3 protein-coding genes are annotated in these 4927 nt (G+C 56.8%); 2 read left to right on the plus strand and 1 reads right to left on the minus strand.

The window, feature by feature from the left end; all coding sequences use genetic code 11:
• The first annotated feature begins 81 nt into the window (after window positions 1-81).
• Entirely contained in the window at window positions 82-1239 is a 1158-nt protein-coding gene (macA, locus tag ALP40_RS01355) for a macrolide transporter subunit MacA (protein WP_122206524.1), read from the plus strand.
• Window positions 1236-3200, plus strand: coding sequence for a MacB family efflux pump subunit (locus ALP40_RS01360; protein WP_122206522.1), 1965 nt, complete (start codon window positions 1236-1238; stop codon window positions 3198-3200). Before macA ends, ALP40_RS01360 begins: the two co-directional genes overlap by 4 nt.
• Window positions 3201-3476: 276 nt before the next feature.
• Here ALP40_RS01360 and ALP40_RS01365 read toward each other — a convergent pair whose 3' ends face one another.
• The gene (locus ALP40_RS01365; RefSeq protein WP_122206523.1) at window positions 3477-4328 is read right to left on the minus strand and encodes a helix-turn-helix transcriptional regulator; all 852 of its coding nucleotides are present in this window, start codon (window positions 4326-4328) and stop codon (window positions 3477-3479) included.
• Window positions 4329-4927 lie beyond the last annotated feature (599 nt).

Consider the following 4927-nt stretch of genomic DNA (forward strand, 5'->3'; position numbering starts at 1 on the left):
CGGCCAGGACGGCAAGCAGTGACACATTTCATCCCGGCTGTCAGCCAGCCGGGTCTGTCAGCAACGTATTCGTGGTCCTTTATGCCTAAGTTCAAATTTCGTAAAACGGTCATTGTCCTGAGCCTGCTGACGCTGGCGGGGATTGTCTTCGCCACTACGCGTTCCGAAGAGGCGCCGCCGCAATACCTGACGGCCAAGGCCGAACGTGGCGACATCGAGAATTCGGTGCTGGCGACGGGCGTCCTGCAAGGCGTCAAACAGGTCGACGTGGGTGCTCAGGTGTCCGGTCAGCTGAAATCACTCAAAGTCCAACTGGGTGACGAGGTCAAGAAAGGGCAATGGCTGGCGGAAATCGACCCGGTTGTGCTGGAGAACTCGCTGCGTCAGGCACAGGTCAACGAAGAAGACCTGATCGCCAAGAAGCAAGCCACTGCCGCGCAACTCGCCAAAGCCAAGGCAACGTATGAGCGTTACCAGACGCTTCGGCCGGGCGATGCGATATCCAAACAGGATTTCGAAACGGCGCAGTCGGACTTCCGCGTCGAGAGCGCCAACCTGCGCTCTCTGGATGCGCAAATCAAGGACGCACGGATCCAGGTGGAGACTGCACGGGTCAATCTGGGTTACACCCGAATCGTTGCGCCTATCAATGGCGCGGTGGTTGGGATCGTGACGCAGGAAGGCCAGACCGTGATCGCGCAACAGCTGGCGCCGGTTCTGCTCAAGCTGGCGGATCTGGACACCATGACCGTCAAGGCCCAAGTGTCGGAAGCGGATGTGATTCATATCCAGCAGGGGCAAGAGGTCTATTTCACGATCCTGGGTGAGGCCGACAAGCGTTATTACGGCAAATTGCGCGGCATCGAGCCTGCGCCGCAGAACTTTCTGGAAACCCAGTCCAACAATTCCAGCCGTCAGAACACGGCTGTGTTCTACAACGCGCTGTTCGATGTGCCCAATCCTGAGCACAGGCTGCGTATCTCGATGACCGCGCAGGTCCGGATCGTACTCTCCAAAGCCAGTGGCGTATTGACCGTGCCCGTTGCGGCATTGGGTGACAAAGACGCCGAAGGGAGGTTTGCCGTTCGCGTGCTGGATGCCCAGGGCAAGGCGCAGGTACGGCAGGTCAAGACCGGCATTAACAACAATGTCCGTGTGCAGGTGGATGAAGGCCTGCAGGAAGGGGATCAGGTGGTCATCGGCGAGCCGTCCACGGCGACTGCAGGAGCAGGGGCATGACGACCGAACCGTTACTGGAGCTGCAAGGCATCACCCGACGTTTCAGCGCGGGTGACAAGGATTTCATCGCCCTGAACGATATCAACCTGTCCATCCATTCGGGTGAACTGGTCGCCATCATGGGGGCATCGGGGTCTGGGAAGTCGACCCTGATGAACGTGCTGGGCTGCCTGGACAAGGCCAACTCCGGCAGTTACAAGGTCAGTGGTCATGAAACGCACGCGATGGACGACAACGCGCTGGCGGCGCTTCGCCGCGATCATTTCGGTTTCATCTTTCAGCGCTACCATCTGCTCAGCCATTTGAGTGCAGTCAACAACGTCGAGATGCCCGCGATCTACGCCGGCGTCGGCGAGTCGAAGCGCACCGATCGTGCTCGGCAATTGCTGTCTCGACTGGGGCTTGGCGATCACATGAGCAACCGGCCCAACCAGCTGTCGGGTGGGCAGCAGCAACGCGTGAGTATTGCCCGTGCGCTGATGAATGGTGGCGAGATCATTCTCGCCGACGAACCGACCGGCGCACTGGATACTGCCAGCGGCAAAGAAGTGATGAAAATCCTTCTGGAGCTTAATGCCGCCGGCCGCACGGTGATTCTGGTCACCCACGACGAAAAAGTCGCCGCGTACGCTGAGCGAATCATCGAGATTTCAGATGGCAGGATCATCAGCGACCGCACCAACCCTGATCGCCAGAGACTGGAGAATCAGGCCCCGGACGCCTTGCCGACCAAGGACAAGCATGGCAATCGCCTGGTCGCCAGTTTCGAGCTGTTTCGTGAAGCGTTCACAATGGCCTGGGTTGCGCTGATTTCGCACCGAATGCGCACGCTGCTGACCATGTTGGGCATTGTGATCGGCATCACCTCGGTGGTGTCTATCGTGGCCGTCGGGGAGGGTGCCAAACGCTACGTGCTCAACGATATCGCGGCGATTGGCAGCACGACGATCGAGGTCTTTCCCGGCACCGATTGGGGCGACAGTCGCTCGGCTGCGATCGAAACCCTGTCTTTGGGAGACGTTGCTGCTTTGAGCGACCAGTATTACATCGACAGCGCGACTCCCAATGTCGGGCGCAACCTGCTGCTGCGTTATCGCAATGTGGACGTGACGGCGACGGTAAATGGCGTGGGTGACAATTATTTCCGAGTGCGCGGTATCAAGATGGGCGAGGGCGTCGGCTTCAACAAAGAAGACAGTATTCGACAGGCCCAAGTGGTGGTGATCGATCACAACACGCGCACGAGGCTGTTTGGTCCTAAGGTGAATCCATTGGGCCAGGTGATTCTGGTCGATAACCTGCCGTGTACCGTAATAGGCGTCACGGAAGACAAAAAGAGCGTGTTCAATACCAGCAAAAACCTCAACATCTGGATGCCTTACGAGACAGCGTCGGGGCGCTTGCTTGGCCAGCGGTACCTGGACAGCATCACCGTGCGGGTCAAGGACGGTCAGCCAAGCAAGCTGGTGGAAGAAAACGTCAGCGCCCTCATTGAGCGGCGGCACGGTACAAAGGACTTCTTCACCTACAACCTGGACAGCATCATGCAGACCGTACAGAAAACCAGCCAGTCGCTGGCGCTCTTGCTGTCGCTGATTGCAGTTATCTCTCTGGTGGTTGGCGGTATCGGTGTGATGAACATCATGCTGGTGTCGGTGACCGAGCGCACCCGTGAAATTGGCATCAGAATGGCGGTGGGCGCCAGGCCTTCGGATATTCGTCAGCAGTTTCTCGTGGAAGCCGTCATGGTCTGCCTGTTGGGCGGCTTGATCGGCATCAGCCTGTCATTCGCCATCGGTTACATCTTTTCTCTGCTGGTCAAGGAATGGCAGATGGTGTTTTCAGTGACGTCTATCGTGACGGCATTCATCTGTTCGACGCTGATCGGTGTCGTGTTCGGCTTCGTACCCGCCCGCAACGCAGCTCGTCTTGACCCGATCGAAGCCTTGGCGCGGGACTGATCGCTCCATCCATCTTATCCTCTCCCACCGCTGGCCTTCAGGCCAGCGGTGCCCGTTTATGTGAGCCCTGCCTATCTGCTTCGAACACGTCGGGTAATCCTACAGAGTGTGGTCATGAATGCGGCGCAAGCGCTTTGCGAATGGTGATGGTGGCTAGGGAGGGATGGGATGGGATGGGATGGTGCAACGATATCGATCCGGACATCTGGGGGATGTCCGGGTCGATATCGTTGCATTGAGAAAAGAAGGTGAAGCGGGGTCAAGCCTAGGTGCGGATCAGACCGCTTTTTGGAACAAGACGGGTGCCGGGGCGGTGTAGCGGGTATCCGTCGCATGAAGCCAGCGCAGCAGCGGGCTGCGTCCACTGATACCCATCTTGACTGCAGCGCGCTTGAAGTAGCTTTCCACTGTGCTCACTTTCAATGCCAGCCGCTCAGCCAGTTGAGGCACGGTCAGCCCCGCCAGCAGCCCTACGCAGACTTCAACCTCACGCAACGACAGCGTCAGCTGTGACCCTTTCAATCGGTTCAGAAAGCGCTGGCGCAGACTTTCCATTGCAACGTCTTCTCCTGACGCAGCCGACAGGGCTGGCGAGACGATAGCTTTCTGGATTGGCGTCAAGGTTGCGATGTGTTCTTCGACGATGGGCAGCAACATCCATGACAGGTCTTTGAGCTGCGCTCTTTCCTGTCCGCTGAACGCTTTGGAGGCAGGCGAGCGATAGACCGAAATGACACAGCGGTATCCGTTCAAATGCGAGGCCAGATGGACCTGGGAAGCCTCTGCACTGTCCTGCGAGCAGGCCAACGGCTTTTGCAGGTCGCAGCCGGGTGTGCCAAAGCTGATGGATTTATCGATGCGGGCATTGGCGAATTGATCTGCGCTCAGCAGCACAGGCTCAGGCCGATACTGGCCATCGTCGTGGGTGGTGCAGGGGCCGGTGTCGAAGCGGTCAGGCGTCGAAGCGCCTGAAGCAACGTCTACTAGCCGGGTACGGTGTTGAGTGACGTGAGTAGCGTCTACGTGGAGCGAGGTACTGATCAGATCATGAAGCAAGCGGGCAAACTGTCGGCTTCCAGTACCGGTGATGACTTTCCCCAAGTGCGGGAAGAGTTGTTGAACGTTCATCAGGCTTCCTTTTTATGTGTGATGGAGTCAATAGGCTCTGGATCATCAACCGAGCTCAGCGCGCACTAAAGTGAGGCGCTGGGGCGCTGATCAGCCGACATCAACCAATCAAGTCCTTTGGTCATGTCGTCAAGTAAGAGCCGTTGCGGGGGTGGATGGAAAACAAGTTAGGGTGGTAAATCATTAAGTCTTTAGTATTAGTTGAGTAACTAATTTTTAACTTACACCCCTCGGCTTTACTACTGTACCTAGGTACAGGAACGGTTCGCTTTATCACTGTTTCGGCTGTTCGTTCAGGTGACAGGTCTTAATAAGGCATTAATGTTTAATGCTTCCTTACGCTGGCGTATCGCGGCGTTAAACATTACCTTGATTTCCAGTAACGGGCCGAAGAGTCAGGTCGTCTTTGCGCGTGCGTGTGACATAAATGGCACATCGGCGGCGGAGGCCGATCGAATGTTTCAAACACCTGTTTGTAACATAAATAAGTAAGCATATTACAGACGATGGCACAGGCATCGTGTTATCAGATGTCTGTGCCATCGTGTGTAAATGAGTGATGGGAGGTTTAAATAGAGGCAGTTCGGGGGCTGTCTCTT

It is taken from the genome of Pseudomonas viridiflava, assembly GCF_003702045.1.
Taxonomy (GTDB): Bacteria; Pseudomonadota; Gammaproteobacteria; order Pseudomonadales; family Pseudomonadaceae; genus Aquipseudomonas; species Aquipseudomonas viridiflava_C.